The sequence below is a fragment of the Halomonas chromatireducens genome, assembly GCF_001545155.1.
Classification (GTDB): Bacteria; Pseudomonadota; Gammaproteobacteria; order Pseudomonadales; family Halomonadaceae; genus Halomonas; species Halomonas chromatireducens.
In genome coordinates, this window is the sequence record NZ_CP014226.1 from 1592529 (window position 1) to 1614050 (window position 21522).

At 63.5% G+C, this 21522-nt stretch carries 25 protein-coding genes; 16 read left to right on the plus strand and 9 right to left on the minus strand.

Features of this window, described 5'->3' with window-relative positions; genetic code table 11:
• Positions 1 to 131: 131 nt before the first annotated feature.
• On the plus strand, positions 132 to 1235 hold the full coding sequence (gene ada / locus LOKO_RS07435) for a bifunctional DNA-binding transcriptional regulator/O6-methylguanine-DNA methyltransferase Ada (protein WP_066447123.1): 1104 nt from the start codon (positions 132 to 134) through the stop codon (positions 1233 to 1235).
• Between the two features lie 7 nt (positions 1236 to 1242).
• On the opposite strand, the gene LOKO_RS07440 is transcribed toward ada, so the two are convergent.
• Complete coding sequence (locus LOKO_RS07440; protein WP_235588966.1) at positions 1243 to 1617, minus strand: Lrp/AsnC family transcriptional regulator; 375 nt, start codon at positions 1615 to 1617, stop codon at positions 1243 to 1245.
• A gap of 22 nt (positions 1618 to 1639) precedes the next feature.
• Between LOKO_RS07440 and LOKO_RS07445 the strand changes: the two genes are divergently transcribed.
• Positions 1640 to 1999, plus strand: coding sequence for an MFS transporter (locus LOKO_RS07445; protein WP_201025369.1), 360 nt, complete (start codon positions 1640 to 1642; stop codon positions 1997 to 1999).
• A 26-nt stretch (positions 2000 to 2025) separates the two neighbouring features.
• Positions 2026 to 2424, plus strand: coding sequence for a VOC family protein (locus LOKO_RS07450; RefSeq protein ID WP_066447132.1), 399 nt, complete (start codon positions 2026 to 2028; stop codon positions 2422 to 2424).
• Here LOKO_RS07450 and LOKO_RS07455 read toward each other — a convergent pair.
• On the minus strand, positions 2400 to 3197 hold the full coding sequence (locus LOKO_RS07455) for a helix-turn-helix transcriptional regulator (RefSeq protein WP_066447134.1): 798 nt from the start codon (positions 3195 to 3197) through the stop codon (positions 2400 to 2402). The genes LOKO_RS07450 and LOKO_RS07455 overlap by 25 nt on opposite strands.
• Positions 3198 to 3305: 108 nt before the next feature.
• On the opposite strand from LOKO_RS07455, the gene LOKO_RS07460 reads away from it, so the two are divergent.
• A complete protein-coding gene (locus LOKO_RS07460) occupies positions 3306 to 4889 on the plus strand; it encodes an MFS transporter (protein WP_066447137.1) in 1584 nt (527 codons plus the stop codon).
• 126 nt (positions 4890 to 5015) lie between these two features.
• On the opposite strand, the gene LOKO_RS19640 is transcribed toward LOKO_RS07460, so the two are convergent.
• Positions 5016 to 5168 (minus strand): hypothetical protein, encoded by a 153-nt coding sequence (locus tag LOKO_RS19640; protein WP_158509934.1) that lies wholly within the window; start codon positions 5166 to 5168, stop codon positions 5016 to 5018.
• A 533-nt stretch (positions 5169 to 5701) separates the two neighbouring features.
• On the opposite strand from LOKO_RS19640, the gene LOKO_RS07465 reads away from it, so the two are divergent.
• Together LOKO_RS07465 and LOKO_RS07470 are read left to right on the plus strand one after the other, a co-directional pair.
• Positions 5702 to 6088 (plus strand): twin-arginine translocation signal domain-containing protein, encoded by a 387-nt coding sequence (locus LOKO_RS07465; protein ID WP_066447138.1) that lies wholly within the window; start codon positions 5702 to 5704, stop codon positions 6086 to 6088.
• Between the two features lie 684 nt (positions 6089 to 6772).
• Positions 6773 to 7546, plus strand: coding sequence for a response regulator (locus LOKO_RS07470; protein WP_235588967.1), 774 nt, complete (start codon positions 6773 to 6775; stop codon positions 7544 to 7546).
• A 33-nt stretch (positions 7547 to 7579) separates the two neighbouring features.
• Here LOKO_RS07470 and nfo read toward each other — a convergent pair whose 3' ends face one another.
• On the minus strand, positions 7580 to 8428 hold the full coding sequence (gene nfo, locus LOKO_RS07475; RefSeq protein WP_066447140.1) for a deoxyribonuclease IV: 849 nt from the start codon (positions 8426 to 8428) through the stop codon (positions 7580 to 7582).
• A 94-nt stretch (positions 8429 to 8522) separates the two neighbouring features.
• Between nfo and LOKO_RS07480 the strand changes: the two genes are divergently transcribed.
• The 4 genes from LOKO_RS07480 to pdxR are packed head-to-tail and all read left to right on the plus strand — an operon-like array spanning position 8523 to position 12254.
• A complete protein-coding gene (locus LOKO_RS07480; RefSeq protein ID WP_201025370.1) occupies positions 8523 to 9146 on the plus strand; it encodes a LolA family protein in 624 nt (207 codons plus the stop codon).
• 20 nt (positions 9147 to 9166) lie between these two features.
• Positions 9167 to 9676, plus strand: a complete 510-nt coding sequence (locus tag LOKO_RS07485) for an SRPBCC family protein (protein ID WP_066447142.1) — start codon at positions 9167 to 9169, stop codon at positions 9674 to 9676.
• Positions 9677 to 9733: 57 nt separating this feature from the next.
• Positions 9734 to 10744 carry a GGDEF domain-containing protein gene (locus LOKO_RS07490; RefSeq protein WP_066447144.1) on the plus strand — a complete coding sequence of 337 codons (1011 nt, stop codon included), beginning with the start codon at positions 9734 to 9736 and terminating at the stop codon, positions 10742 to 10744.
• 4 nt (positions 10745 to 10748) lie between these two features.
• Positions 10749 to 12254, plus strand: a complete 1506-nt coding sequence (gene pdxR / locus LOKO_RS07495; protein ID WP_235588968.1) for a MocR-like pyridoxine biosynthesis transcription factor PdxR — start codon at positions 10749 to 10751, stop codon at positions 12252 to 12254.
• 3 nt (positions 12255 to 12257) lie between these two features.
• Here the strand turns inward: pdxR and LOKO_RS07500 are convergent, their stop codons facing one another.
• Genes LOKO_RS07500 through LOKO_RS07510 form a run of 3 tightly spaced genes read right to left on the minus strand, consistent with a single transcriptional unit; the run spans position 12258 to position 14115 of the window.
• Complete coding sequence (locus LOKO_RS07500; RefSeq protein WP_066447146.1) at positions 12258 to 13031, minus strand: GNAT family N-acetyltransferase; 774 nt, start codon at positions 13029 to 13031, stop codon at positions 12258 to 12260.
• Entirely contained in the window at positions 13028 to 13639 is a 612-nt protein-coding gene (locus LOKO_RS07505; RefSeq protein WP_083517488.1) for an FMN-binding negative transcriptional regulator, read from the minus strand. The genes LOKO_RS07500 and LOKO_RS07505 overlap by 4 nt, the downstream gene beginning before the upstream one ends.
• 11 nt (positions 13640 to 13650) lie before the next feature.
• The gene (locus LOKO_RS07510) at positions 13651 to 14115 is read right to left on the minus strand and encodes a GNAT family N-acetyltransferase (protein ID WP_066447151.1); all 465 of its coding nucleotides are present in this window, start codon (positions 14113 to 14115) and stop codon (positions 13651 to 13653) included.
• 159 nt (positions 14116 to 14274) lie between these two features.
• Here LOKO_RS07510 and LOKO_RS07515 point away from each other — a divergent pair, with 159 nt between their 5' ends.
• Both LOKO_RS07515 and ogt read left to right on the plus strand, forming a co-directional pair.
• On the plus strand, positions 14275 to 15219 hold the full coding sequence (locus LOKO_RS07515) for a DNA-3-methyladenine glycosylase family protein (RefSeq protein ID WP_066447160.1): 945 nt from the start codon (positions 14275 to 14277) through the stop codon (positions 15217 to 15219).
• Between the two features lie 4 nt (positions 15220 to 15223).
• Positions 15224 to 15748: a methylated-DNA--[protein]-cysteine S-methyltransferase gene (gene ogt / locus LOKO_RS07520; protein ID WP_066447163.1), complete on the plus strand. Its 525-nt coding sequence runs from the start codon at positions 15224 to 15226 to the stop codon at positions 15746 to 15748.
• 10 nt (positions 15749 to 15758) lie between these two features.
• Here the strand turns inward: ogt and LOKO_RS07525 are convergent, their stop codons facing one another.
• Positions 15759 to 16250 (minus strand): MarR family winged helix-turn-helix transcriptional regulator, encoded by a 492-nt coding sequence (locus tag LOKO_RS07525; protein WP_066447165.1) that lies wholly within the window; start codon positions 16248 to 16250, stop codon positions 15759 to 15761.
• Between the two features lie 69 nt (positions 16251 to 16319).
• Here LOKO_RS07525 and LOKO_RS07530 point away from each other — a divergent pair, with 69 nt between their 5' ends.
• The 4 genes from LOKO_RS07530 (at position 16320) to LOKO_RS07545 (ending at position 19405) form a co-directional block, all read left to right on the plus strand.
• Positions 16320 to 17261 carry a DMT family transporter gene (locus LOKO_RS07530; protein ID WP_066447167.1) on the plus strand — a complete coding sequence of 314 codons (942 nt, stop codon included), beginning with the start codon at positions 16320 to 16322 and terminating at the stop codon, positions 17259 to 17261.
• A 117-nt stretch (positions 17262 to 17378) separates the two neighbouring features.
• Positions 17379 to 17738 carry a YciI family protein gene (locus LOKO_RS07535; RefSeq protein ID WP_066447169.1) on the plus strand — a complete coding sequence of 120 codons (360 nt, stop codon included), beginning with the start codon at positions 17379 to 17381 and terminating at the stop codon, positions 17736 to 17738.
• 9 nt (positions 17739 to 17747) lie between these two features.
• Complete coding sequence (locus LOKO_RS07540; protein WP_066447170.1) at positions 17748 to 18995, plus strand: RNA polymerase sigma factor; 1248 nt, start codon at positions 17748 to 17750, stop codon at positions 18993 to 18995.
• A 47-nt stretch (positions 18996 to 19042) separates the two neighbouring features.
• Positions 19043 to 19405 (plus strand): DUF1428 domain-containing protein, encoded by a 363-nt coding sequence (locus LOKO_RS07545; RefSeq protein WP_066447172.1) that lies wholly within the window; start codon positions 19043 to 19045, stop codon positions 19403 to 19405.
• Between the two features lie 75 nt (positions 19406 to 19480).
• Here the strand turns inward: LOKO_RS07545 and LOKO_RS07550 are convergent, their stop codons facing one another.
• A complete protein-coding gene (locus LOKO_RS07550; RefSeq protein ID WP_066447176.1) occupies positions 19481 to 21463 on the minus strand; it encodes an acyl CoA:acetate/3-ketoacid CoA transferase in 1983 nt (660 codons plus the stop codon).
• Between the last annotated feature and the right edge of the window lie 59 nt (positions 21464 to 21522).

Here is a 21522-nt window from a genome sequence, read left to right on the forward strand (position 1 = left end):
TATGCTGCGGATGTTGCGAAATGCCGCGACGAGGCGGGTCCACTTTGAAAGCAAGGGACGGAGTGTGCCATGCGGGCTCAGGGCTCATCCTGAACTCACGGAGAACGCCGAACCCACAGCGGAGGCCCGCCATGAACGAGACATCCACCCATTCATTTGACACCTTCGATTCCGATGAGGCGAAATGGGCGGCGGTAGTGGCTCGCGATGCCGCGGCGGACGACGCTTTCGTCTATGCGGTGCGTACTACCGGGATCTATTGTCGTCCCACCTGCCCATCGCGCCGACCTCGCCGCGAGAACGCCGAGTTCCATGCTGATGCGGCGACAGCCGAGCGAGCCGGCTACCGGCCGTGCCAGCGCTGCCGCCCCCAGGAGCTACCGTTGGCCCAGCGACACGCCCAGAGTGTCGCCAGGGCCTGCCGTCTGATCGAGGCATCCGACGAACTCCCCACGCTCGACATATTGGCGCAAGACGCGGGGCTGAGCCGCTTCCATTTTCATCGTGTCTTCAAGTCAGTCACGGGGCTGACGCCCAAGGCATATGCGGTCGCCTGCCGGGCGGAACGTGCTCGCCAGGCGCTGGCGCAGCGGGAAACCGTCACCGAGGCGATCTATGAGGCGGGCTTCAATTCCAGCGGGCGCTTCTATGCGGGTTCCAATCTCATGCTCGGCATGACGCCGAAACGTTACCGTTCGGGAGGGAAGGGCATGGAAATTCACTTCGCCCTGGGAGAGTCTTCGCTGGGCAACATTCTAGTCGCGACCAGCGAAAAGGGCATTTGCGCTATTTCTCTGGGGAGCGATCCGGAACAGCTATTGCAGGAGTTCCAGGGTCGTTTCGCCAATGCCAACCTGGTCCCGGGGGGAAAGGATTTCGACGCTTGGGTGGCTCAGGTGGTGGGCTTCGTCGAGGCGCCTGGCATTGGACTGTCGCTGCCGCTGGATATTCGCGGTACCGCCTTCCAGCAGCGGGTCTGGCAGGCACTGACCGAGATTCCCGTCGGCACTACCATCAGCTATGCGGAGTTGGCACAGCGGATCGGCTCTCCCAAGTCGGTGCGCGCCGTGGCCAGGGCCTGTGCCTCCAACACCATTGCGCTTGCCATTCCCTGCCACCGGGTCGTGCGCAGTGACGGGGCACTTTCAGGCTACCGTTGGGGCGTGGAGAGAAAGCGCACGCTGCTCGAGCGTGAGGCGGCACTGGCGGATGCTGCCATGCTGCAGCATGAATGAAAGGGTTTCATCGCTGAGCTACTTCCATGTGCGGCTCTTCCAGAGCCTCGGTGATACCCGCTTGGGGCGTGCGCTCAAGGTATGTGGAGAGCACCATGTAGCTGCGTGTGGCCTTGACGCCCGGCATGGCGTAGAGCCGAGCGAGCAGACCCTCTAGCGCCCGGCTGCTGGCGCAGCGCACCTTGAGCAGGGTGCAGGTGTCGCCGGCCACCGAATGAATCTCCTCCAGTTCGGGCAGTTCGGACAGTGCCCTGAAGGTACGGCTCTTGCTGCCACCGGTGGTGTCGACATGCACGAAGGCCAGAAAAGGCTTGCCGGTGGCGGGGCCGTCCAGCACCGCCACCGTGGCGCGAATGCGCCCCGAGGATCGTAGCCGCTTCACCCTTTCGTGCACGGCCGGCTGTGTGACCTTTGCCGGCTTGATGCTCGTCTACCTGGGGCTGATGGGTGCCGCCATGCTTCCGCTGATGCTGCTGGCGCTCTGTCTTGTCTGGGGCGTGGCCAATCATCTCGGCTTGAACCTGCTCATGCGCCAGCTTGCCGAGATCGACCCTGCGCAGCGGGGTGCCATCATGGGGCTGTATAGCGCCATTTCCTATCTGTGCGTCTTCGTCGGTGCGCTGCTTTATCGGCCGATATTCACCCACTTCGGCTTTGCCGCCTGTGCCTGGGCGTCGGCGATGCTCGTACTGCCGGCCATAGGCTGGGCGCTGGGGCAGTGGCGCAGAAAGCAGGCTGAGCTACGCTGCCATTCAGAAACATGACGAGTCGGTAAAGGAGGTATATCAGCATGATCGCTTACACCATGGTCGGAACCCGGGACCTGGAGAAAGCGCTGACATTCTACGATCCACTTTTCGCTGAAATGGGCTGGGATGTCTGCTGGAAAGACGATTCCTGCGTTTCCTACGGAAAGGAGACCGATCTCGACTTTCCTCGCTTCTTCGTCGGATATCCCTTCGATGGCCAGGCAGCCAGTGTAGGCAATGGCACCATGACAGCGTTCCAGTTCGCGGCCCCTGAAAAGGTCGACAAGCTTTATGAGATAGCCATCAGCAATGGAGGCAGTGATGAAGGCGCTCCAGGTTATCGGCCGCAATACGCTGAAGGTTTCTACGCGGCCTATGTGCGCGATGGCGATGGCAACAAACTGGCCTTTGTCGTTTATCCGGATGAGGAAGAGAAATAAACCACCATTCTGAGATGCCGGTGCTCATCGACCAATAGCGTGGCGTGCTGGTACTCCCTCGGATTGGAGTCGACGTCGAGAAGCGTGCCGATGCCGTAGCGGTACGCCACATGATTGGGTTGCTCCCACCAGCGGCGAAAGTCCGGCGAGAGCTTGGCGAGCGTGTCGATCAGCGCCTGCATGACCGGGTCCTCGGGGGCGGCCGCCAGGTCGCAGCGGAACTGGGCCAGCAGGCGAGGGGCGTCCTGACGCCAGTCGGGAAGGCGCCTGCGTAGCGCCGGGTCGGCGAACAGCAGGCGCATCATGTTGCGCTCGCCGGGCTCCTTGTCGCCGAAGCCGAGCAGGGCATCGGCGGCGGCATTCCAGGCGATGATGTCCCAGCGCAGGTTCATCACATAGGCAGGCCTTGCAATATCGTCCATCAGTGACTGCACCAGGGGCGGAATTTCCTGCCACTGGTAGGCCTCCACCGGCGGCGGCCGGCGGTGGGCGAGCAGGAACAGATGACAACACTCGGCGTCGTCGAGCTTGAGGGCTTTTGAAACGCTGAGCAGGAAGCTCTCCGAGACGTTGATGTCGCGCCCCTGTTCGAACCAGGTGTACCAGGTCAGTCCCACGCCAGCGAGGGTCGCCACCTCTTCGCGACGCAGCCCTGGGGTGCGCCGTCGTCCGGTGCTGGGCAGGCCGACGTCGGCCGGCGTCAGCTTGTTGCGATGATGAACCAGGAAGTCGGTGAGTTCGCTGCGGGGTCGGTCGAGGCTGCGTCCGCCCATGTCATTAACCTATGTAATTACTGCTGGTAATAGGATAAGTGGCTATATTGTACCCCTATTAAGATAGGCCAAGACTACCATGCCAACCCTATGGAAAGGAGGCACGGCATGGTTTCCCTCAATGAAGTATCAGGCTCGCGTCTCGCCCGGCAGCGGGCGGGTATCAAGGAGTGGGCCGGCCTGGCGGTGCTGGCGCTGCCCACGGTACTGCTCGGCCTCGACGTCACGATTCTCTATCTGGCCTTGCCCGCCCTGGCGGCGGATCTGCAGCCGAGCAGCACCCAGGCGCTGTGGATCATGGATGCCTACGGCTTCATGATCGCCGGCTTTTTGATCACCATGGGTACCTTGGGCGACCGTATCGGCCGACGCCGGCTGCTGATGATCGGTGCCGTGGGCTTCGGCATTACCTCGGTGATCGCGGCCTATTCCACTAACGCGGCGATGCTGATTGCCGCACGTGCGCTGCTTGGCGTTGCCGGTGCGACTCTGATGCCGTCGACCCTGGCGCTGATCAGCAACATGTTCGGCGATGTGCGTCAGCGCGCCCTGGCCATCGGCGTGTGGGCCACCATGTTCGCTCTGGGCATGGCGCTGGGACCAGTGGTGGGCGGCGTGTTATTGGAGCGCTTCTGGTGGGGCTCCGCCTTTCTGGTGGCGGTGCCCGTGGTGACCGTGCTGCTGATTGCGGCACCGATTCTGCTGCCGGAGTATCGTGCGAAGCGCAGTGGCCCGCTGGACTTCACCAGCGTGCTGCTCTCGCTGGCGGCTACCCTGCCGGCCGTGTATGGCGTGAAGGAGATCGCCAAGGCGGGGCTCGAGCCCGTTTCGCTTCTGGTGCTGCTGCTGGGAGGCGTAATGGCGCTTGCCTTCGTGCGTCGTCAAAAGCGCTTGGCCGATCCATTGCTCGACATGCGTCTTTTCGGTAGCCGCACGTTCAGTGCCGCTCTGATCGTATTGCTGGTTGGTCTGGTGGGCGTTTCCGGTGTGATGCTGCTGGTGACCCAGTATCTGCAGCTGGTGGCAGGGCTCACGCCGTTGGCGGCTGGGCTCTGGATGGGGCCGCCGGCGTTGATGATGGTGCTGGCGGGCATCGTTGCGCCGCTGATCGCGCGACGTATTCGTCCTGGCTATGTAGTGGGCGCCGCGCTCACGCTCTCGACGCTTGGGTACTGGCTGCTGGCCAGTGTCGACGTGAATTCCAGCGGCGTGGGCATGGCGATCGCCGGATTCTCGCTGGTCTATCTCGGCCTGGGCACCATCGCTGCGTTGGGAACGGACCTGGTGGTAGGCGCGGCGCCGTCGGAGAAGGTCGGTTCGGCCTCGGCCATGTCGGAGATGGTGCAAGAGCTGGGCGTTGCGCTGGGTGTGGCCTTGCTGGGCAGCCTGGCCACTTTCGTCTATCGCGCTCAGGTCAGCGCGACGATAGCCGAGGGTGAAATTGCCGAGGCGGCGGACATCGTGGAGGAGAGCCTTTGGGCCACCGTTTCGGCCGGCGAGAGCCTGCCTGCAGGCGTATTGCTGGAAGCCCAGCAGGCCTTCACCGCGGGGTTGAACGTGACCGCCACGGTGGGTGGCATCGCCATCCTGGCGCTGGCGGTGGTCTCCATCGTCAGCCTGCGCCATGTCGCCGCGATAGGAGAGGAAGTTCAGGAACATTCAGCCGAGAAGGGCGAGCCCTGCTCGCTCTAGCAATTCATTACATTCGAGCCCACCAGGATCGAGCCGAGAACGACCAATACCAACGAAGGTGTGTCGTGAAACGAAGCGCCCCCGGTACTCAGGGTGCCAGGGGCTGCAATATCGATACGCTGACGATCAGTCGTGGGGGGAGCGTTGCCGGTAAGGGACGCGCTCATCCTCATCGATACGCACTTCCTTGCGAATGGGTTGCCTCTGCTTCTCGCTCATGGCGTAGGTCAATAGCGCCACTGCGGCCACGCTCACGGTCAGCATTGTGATGATACCCATGTGCATGTCCTCCTGCGGGTGAATGGGGCGACCCTCGGGACTTCGCTGTCCCTACGAGAGGTGTGCCTGCCCTCTGGAGGATGGCAGTTTTCTCGCTGGCCGACAAAGACTTTGACTCGTTGTCAGCGACTTAGTTTTCACGCTTGGCGAGAAACCCATTTTTATCGCTTCGCGATAAGGGTCCACGACCTTGCCGAGTGGCCCGCCGCCGAGTCGTTACTGGCCTGGCTGCCTGGTTGGCCTCATTGGTATTGCTTTTTTAACCGGTTTAGTGAAATACATTTCCAGGTATATAATTCTGGTAAATTCTTGGGTGGTTGTACTTAGTTCTACGGATGCCCTGTCCGTAAGGTCGACTAAGAAATATCACTAGTGTGAATTGCGCAGTCTCCTGGATTTATTTTTTTCCTCACCAGTTTATTCTCCCCAAGGTCAGCTTTCTGACCAGTTCACGATTCAATCATTAAAATAAACAAGAGCGCTGCTTGGTAGTGCGCTTGATGCTATCAAGCACGCCGGGAGAAGGCACTTTCATGAGCGTCAACAGGCGTAATTTCCTCAAGTACGGTGGTGCTGCCGCGGTGGGTACCGTGATGGCTCCGAGTATCGTCAAGGCCCAGGAAACCTTCAACTGGCGCATGACCACCAGTTGGCCCTCCGGGTTTCCATTCTTCCAATCTGGCCCCGGCGCCGCCACGGACTTCGCCAAGCGAGTCGAAGACATGTCGGGCGGGCGCATCAAGATTCGGGTTTATGAAGCCGGTGAACTGATCCCAGCCTTCGATGGCTTCGATGCCGTCTCGCGGGGCCAGCAGGTCCAGTTGAACCATGCCTGCTCCTACTACTGGGCCGGGGAGTCTTTTGCTGCCCAGTACTTCACCACCGTGCCGTTCGGCATGACCCCCTGTGTGTCAACCTGAATCCATACACCGGCTCAGTGAGTTAAGCTCGATATCCTAGATTCATAGAATAACCGCAGCAGTGCGCCAGGCGAAGCCTGGTCACCCGGGAAACCTACTGCTCAGGCGTGGTGGAAAGGGTGAATTGAAACCCAGTGGGTGAGAGTCCCACCCGGCCAAGGCTAGCCACCAGCCGGTAGCGAGTCTTGCGTGGCGTCGGGCAACCGCCGCTGCGAAGCGTAGACAGCGAGCGAATAGGCCGTGTGATTGAGCACCGAAATTATTGTTTATGTGACCGCCGACAGTCTTGCTGCCCTGGAAGGCAACATTGACCCGCTCAACTGGCTTTGCGGGAAAAGGTCACCGGTGTCGGTGAGCAGGGCATGTTCGCATAAGGGTTTCCCAGGAACCTGGGAGGCCCGTCATTCTCCCCCGAGGATGAGAGAACAGGCGGGGGCTGCCTGTCCCGAAAGCTCCAGGCCCAGTGCTATCGTGCCTGATGGTGCCGGGAGCGAAGCGCAGGCACTCAGGGGGTACGGCCAGGCGACCACAAGGAGCCAGCCGGATGGAAAGACGGGAGTCGGAGTCGCTCATAGTACCGACGAAGGCGGGGAACCGGCTCGACGGGACCCGGTGGAGGGAAGGGGCGACCAATCATCAGAACCGCATGATGGAAACATGGCAGGTGCATAGGAACCTGTGTCCATGTACACATCACAATTGCGGATAGCAGCGCTGGCAGAGCGCTTCCCGCAGCGTGCCTTCACGTCACTGGCGCACCACATCGATGCCCAGTGGCTGAAAACGGCCTACCTGATGACGCGCCGGGATGGTGCTGTCGGGATTGATGGTCAGACGGCGGACGACTTCGCGCGCGACTTCGAGGCCAATGTCCAGCGTTTGCTGGAGGGGCTTCGCTACCGGCTGGAAGTGCAGCAGGGCGTTGATCTCATTGGGGTGGCCAGCTCAGGCCAGGAGTTGCTGGAACTCGCCCGGGAGTTGCAGCCGGACGTGGTAGTCACGGATATCACCATGCCCGGTTTGTCTGGCCTCGAAGCGTGCAAGATTCTAAAGAAAACCTGTCCGGACATTCGGGTGCTGGTGCTGACCATGCATGACAACGAGGAGTACATCCGGCGCGCGGTGGCCTGCGGGGCGGCGGGCTACGTGCTCAAGGATGCCTCGGCCGAACAGATGGTCTTCGCCCTGCGCGAGGTGGCAAGCGGGCGCAGCCATTTCGGCTCCGGCGTTTCCCGTGTGCTTCTCGAGGAGAAGCCGGATCGCCTGACGCCGCGCGAGACCGCCATCCTGAAACTGATGTTCGAAGGCATGAGCAGCCGCGACATTGGTGAAGCACTCTCCATCAGTGCCCGCACGGTGGAGTCGCATCGCAGCAACATCTACCGCAAGCTCAATACCAACTCCCTGGCTGGCCTGTTTCGCTATGCGATGCGGCATGGCCTGGTCGAACTCGAGTAATCGCCCGGGTCACGACTTCAATCGGTTCTGCGGTCACCCATCGACCATCTGAGCGCGCAGCCAGGCGATCTCCTCGGCCCAGATCTCCGGCTCGATGGTTTCCAGCACCATGGGGATCTCGTCGATGCGCGGGTCTCGCATGATAGTGGTGAAGGCGTCTAGCCCGATGTTGCCCCGGCCCAGGCTGTGATGGCGGTCGACCCGGCTGGCGTACTCGCTCTTGGCGTCGTTGAGGTGCATGCCGCGCAGGTACTCGAAGCCCACCACCTTGCCGAGCTCGTCGAGGGTGGCGGTGCAGGCCTCGGGGGTGCGCAGGTCGTAGCCGGCGGCGAAGGCGTGGCAGGTGTCGATGCATACCCCGACTCGCGACTTGTCGTCGACCTGCCCGATGATCTCGGCCAGGTGTTCGAAGCGCCAACCCAGGTTGGTGCCCTGGCCGGCGGTGTTCTCGATCACCGCGATGACGTCGCGGGTCTCGGCGAGGGCGTGATTGATCGAGTCGGCGATGCGGGTCAGGCATTCACTCTCGCTGATCTTCTTCAGATGGCTGCCGGGATGGAAGTTGAGCAGGGTCAGGCCGAGCTGCTCGCAGCGCTGCATCTCGTCGAGGAAGGCGGCGCGGGACTTCTCGAGTCCTGCCCTGTCCGGGTGGCCGAGATTGATCAGGTAGCTGTCATGGGGAAGGATCTGCCCGGGACCGAAACCGTGCTGCTTGCAGGCGCTGCGAAAGGCCTCGATGGTGGTGTCCTCGAGGGGCTTGGCGCGCCACTGGCGCTGGTTCTTGGTGAATAGGGCGAAGGCGTCAGCGCCGATCTCGACGGCGCGTAGCACGGCCTGATCGGGCCCGCCTGCGGCACTGACATGGGCGCCGAGGTATTTCATCTGACCTCTCCGTGGGTTGGGCAACGCCAATACGATAGCATGCACTCGCCGTGGTCCTGCTAACCTCAAAGGGAGGAAGCCGAGGATATGCCCTATGTTGCTACTCGCACTGGTCGCCATGAGCACACCCTCCGAAGAGGGCCTGATCGCAGCGGCGCTGTCTCGCATCGATGCCCTGCAGGGGTATCGCCTCACGCTGCGCAGCCAGGGCAGTAGCGGTGAAGAGGTCATCCGCTACAGCTATCAGGGTCCCGGCTACGTACGCATGGACATGGAGACGCCCTACGCTGGGGCGGTGCTGATCTACCGTCCCGATACGGGCAAGGTGCAGCTGTGGCCCTTCGGCTCGCCGGGCAGGCGGCCGGGTCTTTCCCTGCGGCCTACCAACCGCATGGTACGCAGTTCGCGAGGGCATCGCGTGGACCAGTCGGATGTGGGCACGCTGCTGCGCAATGTGCAGCAGTTGCAGCAGCTCGGCAGCGCACGCTTGCTCGAGCCGACGACGCTTGATGGGCACTTGGTCAAGCACGTGGTGGTGGAGGCCGAACCCGGGCGAACGGTACACGAGGTAGCGCGCTACGACCTGTGGCTCGACGAAAACACGCTGTTCCCGCTCAGGGTTAACAGCTACGACCGGCGCGGCGAGCGCCTGGAAAGCGTGCGTCTGGAAGATGTCGAGCTCGACCCTGCCTTCCCCCCTGACCATTTTGCACCCTGACGTTCGTGGTAATAGCGGCCATGGCAAGCTTCGACTTCGACACCACCTGGTACATCGAGGCGCCGATCGGCGAGGTATTCAATGCCCTGACCGATTCGCTGCACTGGCCCGACTGGTGGCCTGGCCTCGTCGACGTGCAGCCGCTCGTGGCCGGCAACGAGTACGGCATTGGGCGCACTCAGCACTTCGTCTGGAAGAGCCGGCTGGGCTATCACCTGCGCTTCGATATTCGCATCACCCGTGTATGTGAGCCTCGCTTGATCGAGGGAGTGGCGAGTGGCGATGTGGCTGGTCTTGGGAGCTGGCAGCTGCATGAGGAGAATCTTGGTACCCGTGTACATTACCTCTGGCAGGTGCGTACGGTGCCTCCTTGGATGGGGCTGCTAGCTCGGTTGGCACGACCGTTGGTCGTCTGGAATCATCAGGCCATGATGCGCGAAGGTCATGCGGGGCTGATACGACACCTGGCCAGGCTTGCGCCGCACCCGGAGGGGAAGGTCGGGAGCTTGCCATCGAGGGAGGGTTGGTAGCCATCAAGGCAAAAAGGTATGCTGCGTTCCACTCATCGAAGTGGCGATAGAGATGTCATGAAGGCCGCGCATAACAATAGCAAGCGTGAGCGCCCGAAAGGCGAGAGCCATTATGGTGGCTCTCCCGCTGTCTCCTGCGAGCAGGTCCAGCGAGAGCTCGAGGAGGCGCACGAGGAGATCGCTCATCTCAAGTACACCCTGAATCGGGTTCAGCGCATCGCCCGGTTGGGTTACTGGCGCCTGAGCCTCAAGACCGGCGACCTCTTCTGGTCCGAGGTGATTTACGACATTTTTGGCGTCGACCCCAAGAGCTTCACGCCTAGCCTTCTCGGCTTCAAAGGCATGGTTCACCCCGAGGACCTGGAGAGTGTAGAAGCCGCCATCGTGCGTGCGCATCAAAAGGGACAGCATGATGTCGTGCATCGAATCATTCGGCCTGATGGCGAGATCCGCTGGGTCCATGAGCTGGCTGATAACGTGCCGGAAGGGGACGATCAGATCCTGATCGGCACCGTGCGCGACATCACCGAACAGAAGAAGCTCGAGCTACGCCTGCGCCAGCTGTCGCGCACAGATGAACTCACCGCGCTGTTCAACCGACGCTATTTCATGCAGCGACTGGTGCAGGAGCTGGCTCGCTACCGGCGTTACGGCAGGCCGACATCGGTGGTGCTGTTCGATTTCGATTACTTCAAGCGCATCAACGACACCCATGGTCACCCCGCCGGCGACCAGGTGCTTGTAAGCGTGGGCGCGCTACTGCGCGAAAGATTGCGCACGAACGACATTCCTGCCCGGCTCGGCGGCGAAGAGTTTGCCCTGCTGCTGCCTGAAACCGGCCTCAAGGAGGCCGTGGGTGTGGCGGAAAAGGTGCGCCAGCTGGTATTTGAACAGGCATTCATGTCGGAAGAGGGCAATCGCTTCAGTGTGTCGATTACCTGTGGGGTGTCGGCATTCCACGGTACCGAAGAAACGGTGGAGGCTATCCTGCATCGCGCCGACCAGAATCTCTATGAAGGCAAGCGAGCCGGGCGCAATCGGGTCGTTGCGGAAGAGCGGGGCCGTTAAGGGCGTGCCGTCCAGCGGATATGCTCTGCTGGAACAGGCTGACGGACTGTCCGATGCGTTGGGCCTGGCGCTGGGCAAGCCATCGACACAGCCCTTGACCTCGCGCCTCTACCACGCCCTGCGCGAATGGATTCAGGCGGGGCGGCTGGTCAGCGGCCAGCGACTGCCCTCCACCCGACAGCTGGCCCAGGAGCTGGGCCTGGGGCGCAATACGGTACTGGCCGCCTTCGACCAGCTGCTGGCCGAAGGCTTCCTGGTAACCCGCCAGGGGCCGGGCACATTCGTTGCCGACCTGCCGTTCCAGCATGAGCCGACGGCTGACACCGCGTCATCGCCATCGGCAGTGGATGGCAGGGTGAACCTCTCCACACGTGGTACGGCGTTGCTTGCCTACTGTCCTGCCCAGCAAGGGCGCCACCCTGCCTTCGTTCCCGGCGTGCCGGCGCTGGACCGCTTTCCCCATGCCCGGTGGCAGCGTTTGGTGCGCCGTCACCTGCAACACATGCCCATGGATTGGCTCGCCTATCAGGTTCAGGGCGGTGTTCCGTCGCTGCGCGAGGCGCTGGCCGACTATCTGCAGCTGTCACGCTCGGTGCGCTGTCGCCCCGAGCAGATCCTGATCGTGCAGGGGGCCCAGCAGGGCTTCGAACTGATCGTGCGACTGTTGAGCGACAGCGGCGATGAGGTATGGCTCGAGGAGCCGGGCTACCATGGCGCCCAGGCCTGTTTCGCGGCGGCGGGGCTCGATATGCAGCCGGTGCCGGTAGACGGTGAGGGCATGCAGATCGAGGCCCTCGACGATTCGGGGCATCCGCGGCTGATCTACGTGACACCCTCGCACCAGTATCCCAGCGGCGTGACCATGAGTCTCGCCCGGCGGCTGGCGTTGCTGGAAGCCGCCGAGCGACACGGGGCCTGGATCGTGGAGGACGACTACGACAGTGAGTTTCGCTATGGCCAGAGACCTGTTGCCGCTCTTCAGGGGCTGGTGGAAGACGCGCGGGTCATCTATGTGGGCACCTTCAGCAAGGTGATGTACCCCGGCCTGCGGCTGGGCTACCTGGTGCTGCCGGAGCCGCTGGTCGAGCCGTTTCGGCGGGCCCATGCCCGAATCCATCGCGAGGGGCAGTACACCGTTCAAGCCGCCCTGGCCGAGTTCATTGCTCGGGGCCATTTTTCTCGCCATGTGCGTCGCATGCGCGACTGCTACTGCAGGCGCCAGGCCCTGCTGCGCGAGGCCTTGGCACCGGCCGTGACGCGTGGCTTGCGGCTATCCGAAGGGCAGGCCGGCATGCACCTCGTGGCCTGGCTCGACGATGTCGAACATGAGCGCCACCTGGTCGATCGAGCGGCGGGCGAGGGCATCTCACTGTCGCCGCTGTCGAGCTATTATCTCGATGCCCCTGGGCGTCCTGGACTGGTGCTGGGCTATGCCGGTACTGTTGAAGACGAGATCGAACGAGCCGGTCGCTGGTTGGCCCAGACGTGGTGTGAATTGACAAGCGACTAGTGGTCAGCGGCACTTCTGTGTCAGCGCCGACAGCGAGCTCAGCTGCCTTCCCTCCGCATCAAAGTTCTCCGACGCTAGCCAGCGCTCCAGGCGGGTCTCGGCGGCTGGCCATTCACTGTCGAGAAGGGAGAACCAGGCGGTATCGCGGCTATGCCCGTTCTCCACCCGATGCTGGCGGAAGATACCCTCGAAGTGAAAGCCCAGGCGCACGGCGGCACGCCGCGAGGCGGCGTTGAGCGCATTGCACTTCCATTCGTAGCGCCGGTAGCCCAGTGCGAAGGCGTGGCGCATCAGCAGCAGCATGGCTTCGGTGGCCGCCGACGTGCGTCGTAGGGCTGGCGTGAAGTGAATGTGGCCGACCTCGATGCTGCCGTGCTCCGGGACGATATTGAGGTAGCTGGCCAGGCCCAGCGCCCGGCCAGGTGTCCGCTCGTCAGCCGTCTCGACGATGGCCTCAGTCGTCTCGACAATGGCATAGAACAGCGGGTCGTCGCTTTCCGTCCTGGCCTCCAGCCAGGTGCGGTACTGCCCGGCATCGGCGAACGGCATACCGCCGGAGTAGGTCCAGCGCGCCTCGGGGGTGTCGTGTGGGCCTTCGCCGGGGGCCAGGAAGGCGGCATGCAGCGAATCGGCATGACGTTCCGGCGCCAACGGCTCGAGGCGAACCCGGCAACCCTGCAGTGCCATACGATCGGGCCGGCGTGCCGGCTGCCAGGCGGGCAGGGCGGCGCCGACCGGTTGGCCATGCTGATTGCGCTGCGCATCGCTCGGGCTCATGTACCTTGCTCCTCTTTCGCCAGCTTCTGCATATGGCGCCATAGCAGGCGTGCCTGCGGATCGCGGCTTTCGGCCAGGGCCGCTTCGACGCCTTCCTGGTCGGCCCGGGAGCGCTGGCGGCCGAGCTTGGCCTTGCCCGTGAGCGTCTCGATGCGAAGGCGAAAGCCGACCACGCCGGCCTGCATCTTGCTCAGATACTCGCGCTCGCGGCCCAGCGAATCGAGCAGCGCGGGCTCGTAGTGTGCCAGGCTGCGGTCGAGCAGTGACCGCGTGTCCTCGTCATTCAACAGCTCGAGGCTGCCCGTGGCATGCACGGCCAGGTAGTTCCAGGTGGGCACGGCGGGCTGGCTGGCGTACCAGGACGGGGATATGTAGGCATGGGGGCCGCTGAAGATCGCCAGCGCCCGGTTGCCATCCAGCGTACGCCACTGGGGATTGGCGCGGGCGAAGTGGCCGTAAAGCGTGCCGAGTTCGCCTTCGCTGCGCTCCAGTATAAGGGGCAGGTGAGTGGCCTCGAGATCGGGGCCGATCAGGGCGGCTAAGCCGTGCCGGTCGATCAGCTCCCAGGCCTGTTCGCGTTCGAGACGCATCGATGGGGGAACGTACATGGCGTCTCCGCTCAGCCCTCGCCTGCTTGCGTGTCGAACAGCAGGCCGTAGTGATAGAAGGTGGTATCGCGCTGCCAGCCGAGCGATTCGTAGAGCGCCTGGGCGGTGCGGTTGTCGATCTCGGTGGCGAGCTTGAGATGGCCGACGCCATGAGAACTGGCAAGCTCCCTGGCGGCCAGCATCAAGGCTCGGCCGACACCGCTGCGGCGTGCCTGGGGTGCGACGAACAGGTCGTTGAGCAGCCACAGCGGCGCCAGGCGTACGGTCGAGAGCAGCGGGTAGAGCTGAACGAAGCCCTGCAGCTCTCCCGTGTTGCTCTCGTGGACCAGGATGTACGAGTCGCTGTGCTCCAGGCGTGCCTGAAGGAATTGCCGGGTACCCGCGAGGTCCGGTTTCTGGCGATAGAACTGTCGGTAGCCTTCGAGCAGTGCGCTGAGCGGCTCTAGATCGTTCAGGGTGGCATGGCGGATGGACATGGATGGCTCCTCGCGTTTTCTGGTGGGTGCCACCCAGTGTGAGACGAAGCTGGTTCCTTGATAAGAGCCAGTTTTGGGAGATTCTGGAGAGCCACTTGGCGTTGACATTCATATCTGAAAAACGCCAGCCATCCGCTGCCCTCAGGCTAGAATGGAGCCATGAATCTCTCGACCGAAACCGGGCGCCCCGGTGAAGCTTCCCGCCTGCCCGAGCTGACGCTGAACTTGCCGTATCGGCCACCCTATGACTGGCAGGCGATACTGGCCTTCCTGGCGCGCCGGACCATTCCGGGGCTCGAGCGCATCGATGGGGAGTGCTATCACCGGGTCTTCCGGGTGGGCGAGGCGGTCGGTAGCGTAAGTGTGAAGCATGTTCCCGCTGACAACGCCTTGCTCGCTTCGATCCGACTGCCCGAGGCCGCGGCCCTGTCTGGCGTCACGGCCCGGCTGCAGCGGCTGTTCGACCTGGAGGCCGATCCTGAGGCGATATGCCGGGGACTTGGCCGCGATGTCACGCTGGCGCCGCTAGTGGCGAGCCGCCCAGGACTGCGCGTGCCGGGTGGTTGGGACCCTTTCGAGGTCGCCGTGCGGGCAATCCTTGGCCAGCAGGTCAGCGTTGATGCCGCCACCCGGCTGGCCGGACGCCTGGTCGAACGTCTGGGTGAACGTTTGGCGGATCAGACGGAAACCGGCCTGGACCGACTGTTCCCAGTGCCCGAACGCTTCACCTTCGATGAGATCAAGGCGCTAGGCATGCCCGGCGCGCGAGCCAATGCCCTGGTGGGGGTGGCGTCGGCCTATCGTGAGCGGCCGCAGCTGTTCGAGCGGCGAGATCTCGACGACACCGTGGCCCACCTGTGCGCCTTGCCCGGCATTGGCGCATGGACAGCCCACTACATCGCCATGCGCGGACTGCAGGAGAGCGATGCCTTCCTGCCTTCGGACGTGGCGCTGCAACGGGTGCTGGCGGAACAGGGCCGGCGGCCCACGCCGCGTGAGCTGCTTGCGCGTGCCGAGGCCTGGCGGCCCTGGCGCGCCTACGCCGTGATGCACCTGTGGCATGCCGATGCCGCCACCACGCAAGCAAATCCGCAACGGGAGTAGTGCGATGCGACTCTGGACTGATCGACTGCCGTCCCCGGTGGGGGAACTGCGCCTGGTCGGCGATGACCAGGGCACACTTCGGGCGTTGGAATTCGATAGCCACGACGAGCGGCTGCACCGCCTGCTGTCGCGGCACTATCGCCGCTACGAACTCGTCAAGGGCACGGCGCCTGAAGTCATCCGACAGGCGCTGGAGGCCTACTTTGCCGGCGACCCGTCCCACCTTGATGCGCTGCCAGTGGCCACCGGCGGCACCGAGTTCCAGTGCCAAGTATGGCAGGCGCTGCGCGGGATTCCGGCCGGCACCACGATCAGCTATGGTGAGCTGGCCGCCGGCATCGGGCGTCCCGGCGCCAGCCGCGCCGTGGGCCTGGCCAACGGCGCCAACCCGGTGGCCATCGTGGTGCCGTGCCATCGGGTGATCGGCGCCAACGGCACTCTGACCGGCTATGGTGGCGGGCTGCCGCGCAAGCGTTGGCTGGTGGAGCATGAGCGGGGGCTGGTTCAGGGGGAGCTGGCACTCGTCTAGCTCGGCCGGCTCAGGGCTCGTCGGCCAGACCTTCCAGCAGCTTGCCCAGCAGTTCACTCAAGGCTCGCTGCTCCTCGCGGCTGAGAGCCGCAAGCATCCTAGCTTCGTTCTCCACGTGACGTGGGACCATTCGGTTCATCAGCGCCAGGCCCTCTTCGGTCAGTGACACCAGCGTCCCGCGCCGATCCTCGGGATTCGGCGAGCGCCTGATCAGGCCTGCTTTCTCCAGCCGGTCCAGCCGGCTGGTCATGCCCCCGGACGAGATCATCAGCGTCTCGAAGAGCTGCGTCGGTCCCAGGCGATAGGGGGCTCCCGAGCGCCGCAGCGTCGCCAGTACGTCGAACTCTCCTGCCTGCAGGCCGTACTCCTTGAAGAAAGCCTGCAGCCGCTCCTGGGTGAGCGACTGCATGGTTTTCAAATATCCCACCACCTCCATCGGCAGCAGGTCGAGATCGGGCATTTCTTGTTGCCATTGAGCAATGGCTTGCTTGACACGGTTCATGGCTATGCTTATCTTTCCATCAAGATACTTTTTAGCAAGATTCTTTTTGCCGTTCTATAGGAGCCCATCATGGCGAACTCCACGTCACCAAGCAACCGTGCCGGCTGGTACGCCCTGGGCTGCCTGCTGCTGGTCGGCAGCCTGTTGGCTCTCTCGCTGGTCGTGGCCAAGCTCGCCGACAATGCCGGCGCGCCGCGCTTGAGCTTCCTGATGGTGGCGGTGGCCGGTGCCGGCCTACTGCTACTGGCGCTGGCAGCCGTACAGCGCCAGCCGATGAGACTCAATCGGCGCATTCTCGAATACGCGCTGATTTCAGGTGCGCTGTTCGCCCTGCCCAATGCACTGGTCTTCCTGGCGGTACGCCACGTGGGTGCCGGCTTCATCTCGCTCAGCTTCACCTTTCCGATCCTCTTGACCTGGATGCTGGCGGTAGGACTGGGCATGGAGCGCGTCAATGCGCTGCGGCTGCTGGGTGTCATGTTGGGTCTGACTGGCGGAGTGCTGCTGGCATGGGCCAAGGCGGGCGGTATGCAGGGCGCCCAGGGTTGGGCTGCCCTGGTTCTGGCGATTCCCTTGATCCTTGCGCTGGGCAATATCTATCGCACCCTGCGCTGGCCCGGTGAGACAGGGGCGGTGTACCTGGCGGCACTGATGCTGCTGGGCGGAGCGCTGACGCTCGCCCCCTTCGTGCTGGCGTTCGAAACAGGACAAGTACGGCAGCTGCTCGGTTGGGGAGTGATTCGTCTGCTGCTGGTGGAAGCCATGGTCTTCACCGTGCTCTACGTCTTCTACTTCGTGCTGCAGAAGATTGCCGGACCCGTCTACCTCAGTCAGATCGGCATGGTGGCTGCCCTGGTCGGCACGCTGATCGCCGTCACGTTGCTGGGGGAGTCGGTTCCGCCCTTCCTGGGCCTGGCGGCGTCGCTGGTGGTCCTCGGCGCCTTACTGTTTCACCGTGGCGCCTCGCGCCGCGACAACCGCAGGCTGATGAAAAGTGTGCTTGATCGTTGAAGTTGTCAAACCTGACGGTATAAACGTGATAGTGACGACTGGCCTGTCGATTCGTCGTGTCGCCGTTCGATTTCTCAGCAGGCAGCCATGAGGCTGCGCTTATCAGGAGACAATGCCATGCAATACATGCTGATGTGCTGTATCGACGAGGCGCTGTGGAACGGCCTGCCCGATGCCGAGCGAGACTCAGTCATGAACGATTACCACGCCCTGATCCAGGAGATGGTCACCAGTGGCCACTACCGTGGCGGCGCTCGGCTGCAGTCGGTGGATTCGGCCACCACCCTGCGCGAGCAGAACGGCAAGGTGGTGACGCTGGACGGCCCCTTCGCCGAGAGCCGCGAACAGCTGGGCGGCTTCCATGTGGTGGAGTGTCGCGACCTGGACGAGGCCCTGGCGCTGGCCCGGCGCATTCCGCCGCTGCGGGTCGGCGGTTCGGTCGAGGTAAGACCGGTGGACCCCGCCTATCAACTATGAGGGGCTTTAGTGACCCTGGACGACCTCTATCGCCGTGAGTATGGCCGTGTGCTGGCCAGCCTGATTCGCCGCTTCGGTCACTTCGAACTGGCGGAGGATGCCGTGCAGGCAGCCTTCGAGGCGGCGATGGTGCAGTGGCCGGCGCAGGGCTGGCCACCGAACCCGACCTCGTGGCTGATCTCCACGGCCCGCCACAAGGTGGTCGACCAGTTGCGTCATCAGCAGATGCGCGAGCGCAAGGGCGACGAACTGCGCCAGCACCTGGCGCTGATGCTCGAGCGCGACCTTGAGGCCGAGCCGCTCGACAGCCTGCGCCTGATTTTCGCCTGCTGCCATCCGGCCCTCGCACGACCGGCCCAGGTGGCATTGACGCTGCATACCCTGGGCGGGTTGCGTACCGAGGAAATCGCCCGCGCCTTCATGGTGCCGGTGCCGACCCTGGCCCAGCGGCTGGTGCGGGCCAAGGCCAAGATTCGCGACGCCGGCATTCCCTTCGAGGTGCCCGACGACACGGCCCTGGGCAAGCGCCTGGAGTCGGTGCTGGCGGTGATCTACCTGATCTTCAACGAAGGCTACGCGTCCAGCTTCGGCGACGACTGGGTGCGTGGCGACCTCTGCGCCGAAGCGATTCGCCTGGGACGAATGCTGGTGCGGCTGCTGCCGGCGGAGCGCGAGGCGCGCGGCCTGTTAGCGCTGATGTTGCTGCACCATTCCCGGCGCGATGCCCGTACCGACGATAGCGGTGACATCGTGCTGCTGGAGGAGCAGGATCGCGCGCGCTGGCACCTCGATGAGATCGAGGAGGGGAGTGCCCATGTGCAGATAGCGCTGCGCGGTGGCGTGCCCGGCGGCTATGCGGTGCAGGCCGCCATTGCCGCGCTGCACGCTCAGGCGCTGACGCCGGCAGAGACCGACTGGCGGCGTATCGCCTCGCTTTACAGTCTGCTTTATGCCATCCAGCCCACACCGGTAGTGGCACTCAACAGGGCCGTGGCGATCGCCATGGCTGATGGGCTGGAAGCGGGCCTGGAGCAACTCGAGAAGATCCACCTGCCCGATTATCACCTGTTGCCCGCGACACGCGCCGACCTGCTGCGACGGCTGGGCCGCCATCATAAGGCGGCGGCGCATTACCGCCAGGCGCTGAAACTGGTGACCCACGGTGCCGAGCGGCGTTTCCTCGAGCGCCGCCTGCGCGAGGTGCTGGCGAACGCTGCCGGTGTCGATTCGTCGCTGGCTGGTTCGAAAGGGGGGTGAGGCCTTTTTTGGCCGCCCCCTAGACTTACCACTCAGGAGACATTCCCATGAGCTACGTCGATGGTTTCGTATTGCCGGTTCCCGAAGGGAAACTCGAGCCGTATCTGGACATGGCCCGGCGGGCCGGCGAGGTCTGGCGCGAGCACGGAGCGCTGGAGTACGTGGAATGTGTGGCCGACGACGTCAAACCGGGGGAGCATACCTCCTTCCCCCAGAGCGTCAAGCTGGAGCCGGGGGAGACGGTGATCTTTTCCTGGATCCTCTACGCCTCGCGCGAAGAGCGCGATCGTATCAACGCCAAGGTGATGGAAGACCCGCGAATGGCCGACATGATGGATCCGGCTAACCACCCGTTCGATGGCAAGCGCATGATCTGGGGCGGATTTCGAGAGGTGCTGAGGCTGCCTTGACTCAGCGCTTGACCTGCCGGGTCCATAAAGAGGCCGGCCACGGCCGAGATGAGTATTTGACCGGTGAGGCTGCGGTCAGGCCTCATCCTCCTTGAGGTGCTGGCGCGCCTCCTGGGCGCTCTCGTAGATATGAGGTGCCACGGCGCGCTCCTCCAGGGCATGGCCGAGCTTCCTGCGCATGAAGCTGCTGGTGGTATAGCGGGTGACCCGATGATAGAAGCGGTGCTCGAGGTCGCTGACCATGGCCGTGTAGTCAGCGAGCAGGGATTCGTCGATACGGAAGTGGTCATAGTTGACGACGGCATACACCTTTCGACCCAGTGGCGCCAGACAGGCTTCCACGGTATCGCGGATCGTGGCGATATCTTCCGGAGACGTGACCTTGAGGTTCTCGAAGTTGATGAACAGCACGTCGGCGGCTTCGTCGAAGTGGAAGCGTTGTGCCAGGGGTAGCTCCAGCAGCAGCTCCCGAAGGCCCATGGGGGCGGTGCGGAAGATGCGTTCATCCATCACCCTGGGTGGCGTGGGCATCAGCGGCGTGAAATCCATCAGGGCCAGGATGTCATGGTCCAGGTCGACGCCTGGAGCGATCTCGATCAACTGGATGCCCGCCGTGGTGAGTTCGAAGACACAGCGTTCGGTGACGTAGCGCACCGGCTTGCCGTCTGCTGCGGCAAGCTGGCCGCTGAAGGTGCGATGCTCCACCTCAGTGATGAACTTGTGCATGCCGCCCTCGGGAAGCCGCAGCGCGCCGTCGATGATGGCGAGCGCTTCCTTCGTGGCCACGAAGGTGCCCATGAACACCACCTTGCGGGCATTCTGGCTGATATTGATGAAGCCTCCGGCGCCGGCCAGGCGAGAGCCGAACTTCGAGACATTGACGTTGCCTGCGGCATCGACCTGGGCCATGCCCAGGAAGGCGATATCCAGGCCACCACCGTCATAGAAGTCGAACTGGGCCGGCTGGTCGATGATCGCCTGGGTATTGAGCGCGGCGCCGAAGTTGAGCCCGCCGGCGGGCAGGCCGCCGATTACGCCGGGTTCGGCGGTCAGGGTAAGCAGTTCCAGGATGCGCTCTTCGCTGGCCACCGAGCTGATCCCCTCGGGCATGCCGATGCCCAGGTTCACCACGCTGTTGGGAATCAGTTCGAAGGCCCCGCGCCTGGCGATGATCTTCCGGGCAGAGAGCGCCAGCGTTTCGGGAACGGCCATGGGGGCCTTGATCTCCCCTGAGAAGGCCGGGTTATACGCGGTACTGAAAGTTTGCCAGTGATGTTCCGGCTCATCGCAGATTACGATGCAGTCCACCAGGATGCCGGGTATACGTACGTCCTTGGGGTGCAGGGTGCCGCGCTCGGCGACTCTCTCCACCTGGACGATCACCACGCCCCCCGAGTTGCGTACCGCCGTGGCGATGGCCAGCGACTCCAGCACCAGGGCCTCACGCTCCATGGTCACGTTGCCCAGGGTATCGGCTGTCGTGCCGCGCAGCAGTGCGACCTGCAGCGGCAGAGCCGGATAAAAGAGGTACTCCTCGCCATTGATGGGCAATAGCGTGACTCGCTCGTCCACGGTTGCGTCGTTGATCTTGCCGCCACCCAGTCGCGGGTCGACGAAGGTGCCGAGACCGACCCGCGTCAGGGTGCCGGGCTTGCCGGCGGCGATGTCGCGGAACAGGTGCGAGATCACGCCCTGGGGCAGGTTCCAGGCCTGGATGCGCCCCTCGATAGCAAGTTTCTGCAGTGCCGGCACGAGCCCCCAGTGCCCGCCGATCACCTTGGCCACCAGCCCTTCATGGCCAAGGTGATTGAGCCCTCGGGTCTTGCCATCCCCCTGACCCGCCGCATACATCAGCGTGAGATCCCGCGGCTGACCGGTCTTGAGAAAGCGCTGTTCCAGTGCCACGGCCAAGTGTTCGGCAAAGCCAATGCCGACGAAGCCGCCCGTGGCCACGGCATCGCCATCGCGGATCAGCTCGATGGCCTCCTCTGCGGTGACGACCTTGCCTTTCTCGTTGAAGGGGCGACGGGACAGCAGCGGGTGGGTCTGGCGGTTCATGGGCTTGGCTCCTGTTATTGTCCCGATACGTTATCACCGGAGATCGGCTCGTGGTGATA

What these genes read in the sequence shown, in the direction of transcription:
- ada (WP_066447123.1), top strand. Translation starts at nt 132, where the DNA reads ATGAACGAGACATCCACCCATTCATTTGACACCTTCGATTCCGATGAG.
- LOKO_RS07450 (WP_066447132.1), top strand. Translation starts at nt 2,026, where the DNA reads ATGATCGCTTACACCATGGTCGGAACCCGGGACCTGGAGAAAGCGCTG.
- LOKO_RS07455 (WP_066447134.1), bottom strand. Translation starts at nt 3,197, where the DNA reads ATGGGCGGACGCAGCCTCGACCGACCCCGCAGCGAACTCACCGACTTC.
- LOKO_RS07460 (WP_066447137.1), top strand. Translation starts at nt 3,306, where the DNA reads ATGGTTTCCCTCAATGAAGTATCAGGCTCGCGTCTCGCCCGGCAGCGG.
- LOKO_RS19640 (WP_158509934.1), bottom strand. Translation starts at nt 5,168, where the DNA reads ATGGGTATCATCACAATGCTGACCGTGAGCGTGGCCGCAGTGGCGCTA.
- LOKO_RS07465 (WP_066447138.1), top strand. Translation starts at nt 5,702, where the DNA reads ATGAGCGTCAACAGGCGTAATTTCCTCAAGTACGGTGGTGCTGCCGCG.
- LOKO_RS07470 (WP_235588967.1), top strand. Translation starts at nt 6,773, where the DNA reads ATGTACACATCACAATTGCGGATAGCAGCGCTGGCAGAGCGCTTCCCG.
- nfo (WP_066447140.1), bottom strand. Translation starts at nt 8,428, where the DNA reads ATGAAATACCTCGGCGCCCATGTCAGTGCCGCAGGCGGGCCCGATCAG.
- LOKO_RS07480 (WP_201025370.1), top strand. Translation starts at nt 8,523, where the DNA reads ATGTTGCTACTCGCACTGGTCGCCATGAGCACACCCTCCGAAGAGGGC.
- LOKO_RS07485 (WP_066447142.1), top strand. Translation starts at nt 9,167, where the DNA reads ATGGCAAGCTTCGACTTCGACACCACCTGGTACATCGAGGCGCCGATC.
- LOKO_RS07490 (WP_066447144.1), top strand. Translation starts at nt 9,734, where the DNA reads ATGAAGGCCGCGCATAACAATAGCAAGCGTGAGCGCCCGAAAGGCGAG.
- LOKO_RS07500 (WP_066447146.1), bottom strand. Translation starts at nt 13,031, where the DNA reads ATGAGCCCGAGCGATGCGCAGCGCAATCAGCATGGCCAACCGGTCGGC.
- LOKO_RS07505 (WP_083517488.1), bottom strand. Translation starts at nt 13,639, where the DNA reads ATGTACGTTCCCCCATCGATGCGTCTCGAACGCGAACAGGCCTGGGAG.
- LOKO_RS07510 (WP_066447151.1), bottom strand. Translation starts at nt 14,115, where the DNA reads ATGTCCATCCGCCATGCCACCCTGAACGATCTAGAGCCGCTCAGCGCA.
- LOKO_RS07515 (WP_066447160.1), top strand. Translation starts at nt 14,275, where the DNA reads ATGAATCTCTCGACCGAAACCGGGCGCCCCGGTGAAGCTTCCCGCCTG.
- ogt (WP_066447163.1), top strand. Translation starts at nt 15,224, where the DNA reads ATGCGACTCTGGACTGATCGACTGCCGTCCCCGGTGGGGGAACTGCGC.
- LOKO_RS07525 (WP_066447165.1), bottom strand. Translation starts at nt 16,250, where the DNA reads ATGAACCGTGTCAAGCAAGCCATTGCTCAATGGCAACAAGAAATGCCC.
- LOKO_RS07530 (WP_066447167.1), top strand. Translation starts at nt 16,320, where the DNA reads ATGGCGAACTCCACGTCACCAAGCAACCGTGCCGGCTGGTACGCCCTG.
- LOKO_RS07535 (WP_066447169.1), top strand. Translation starts at nt 17,379, where the DNA reads ATGCAATACATGCTGATGTGCTGTATCGACGAGGCGCTGTGGAACGGC.
- LOKO_RS07545 (WP_066447172.1), top strand. Translation starts at nt 19,043, where the DNA reads ATGAGCTACGTCGATGGTTTCGTATTGCCGGTTCCCGAAGGGAAACTC.
- LOKO_RS07550 (WP_066447176.1), bottom strand. Translation starts at nt 21,463, where the DNA reads ATGAACCGCCAGACCCACCCGCTGCTGTCCCGTCGCCCCTTCAACGAG.